This window comes from Pseudoxanthomonas sp. GW2 (assembly GCF_000283075.1).
Taxonomy (GTDB): domain Bacteria; phylum Pseudomonadota; class Gammaproteobacteria; order Xanthomonadales; family Xanthomonadaceae; genus Pseudoxanthomonas.
In genome coordinates this window covers 1-1,317 of the sequence record NZ_ALIP01000078.1, presented here as the reverse complement: position 1 = coordinate 1,317, position 1,317 = coordinate 1, and the positions used below count along the sequence as shown (strand labels likewise).

Below are 1,317 nucleotides of genomic sequence, written 5' to 3'. Positions count from 1 at the left end.
GGAGGCGCCGGCCGCCGGTGACCTTGACGCGGCCCGGATCGAACTGGAAGACGCGTTGCTGGAGCAGGGCCGCGATCCCTGGCTGCGGCTGGAGCTGGCGCGCCTGTACCAGCGCGGCGGCCGCCCCGACCAGGCGCGGGCGATCATGGAAGGCCTGCTGGCCCTGGACGATTCCCCGCAGGCGCTGCACGCGGCGGCGGTCTACGCCCAGGAGCAGGGCGACTGGAACGCGGTCTACGCCACCCTCGAGCGCATCCCCGCCGGCTCGCGCGACGGCGCGATGGCGGCGCTGCACGACGTGGCCTGGATCCACGTGCAGGCCGCGCGCGCGCGGCAGCTGGCGGCGCAGCAGCGCACCGGCGAGGCGCAGCTGCTGCTGGCGCGGGTCGAGGCCTCGCTGGGCGACCGCCTGCAGCGCGCGGATGCCGCCGGCGCGCTGGCCGAGGCCTATGCCCGGATCGGCAGCCGCCAGCGCGCCCTGGTGCTGGCGCAGCGCTTGCTGTCCGGTCCCGACGCCGGCACCGAGGAACGCCTGCAATACGCCGCGGTGCTGCTGCGCGCCGGCCAGGACGCCGAACTGGCGGCGCTGCTGCGCAAGCTCGACGAGGCGCCGATGACCCCGGCCCAGGCCGCGCGCTACCGCGACCTGCGCACCGGCTACGTGCTGCGCCAGGTGGACGCGCTGCGCGAGATGGGCAACCTCGAGGCGGCCTACGAGACCCTGGCCCCGGTCCTGGCCGAACAGCCGCAGGATCCGCGCACCGTGGCCGCGCTGGCGCGGCTGTACGCGGCCGCCGGCGACCACCGCCAGGCCCTGGCGCTGTACCAGCAGCAGCTGCAGCTGGCCCCGGACGACGTCGACGCGATGGTTGCCGCCGCCGGCAGCGCCGCCGCCCTGCGCGACCTGGACACCGCCGAGTACTACCTGGGCCAGGCGCTGGCGCGCCAGCCGCAGTCGCCGGAGGTGCTGGCCGGCGCCGGCCGCGCGTACCGCGCCGCCGGGCAGAACCGCAAGGCCGAGCGCTATTTCCGTGCCGCCTTGGCCGCGCAGGCGCGCGAGGCCGGACAGGCCGACCACGGCTATCCGGCGGCCAGCACCGCGCTGGCCGGCAGCGGCGGCCGTGCCTTCAACCCGTTCGCCGGCCTGACCGGCGGCCAGGCCCGTGGCAGGGCGTTGCGCGGCGAGCGCTTCGATCCGCTGGCCACGCCGGCCGCGGCGGCGCCGGCACCGGTGGCGATGCTGCCGGCCGCCAACGGCGCGCTGCCGCCGCCGGCAGCCACCACCGGGTTCGCGCCGGATCCGCTGCCCACGCGCGG

1 protein-coding gene is annotated in these 1,317 nt (G+C 77.8%); it reads left to right on the top strand.

The features are described 5' to 3' along the window. On the top strand, window positions 1-1,317 hold a 1,317-nt coding region (locus B351_RS0105055), incomplete at both ends, for a lipopolysaccharide assembly protein LapB (RefSeq protein WP_019397960.1).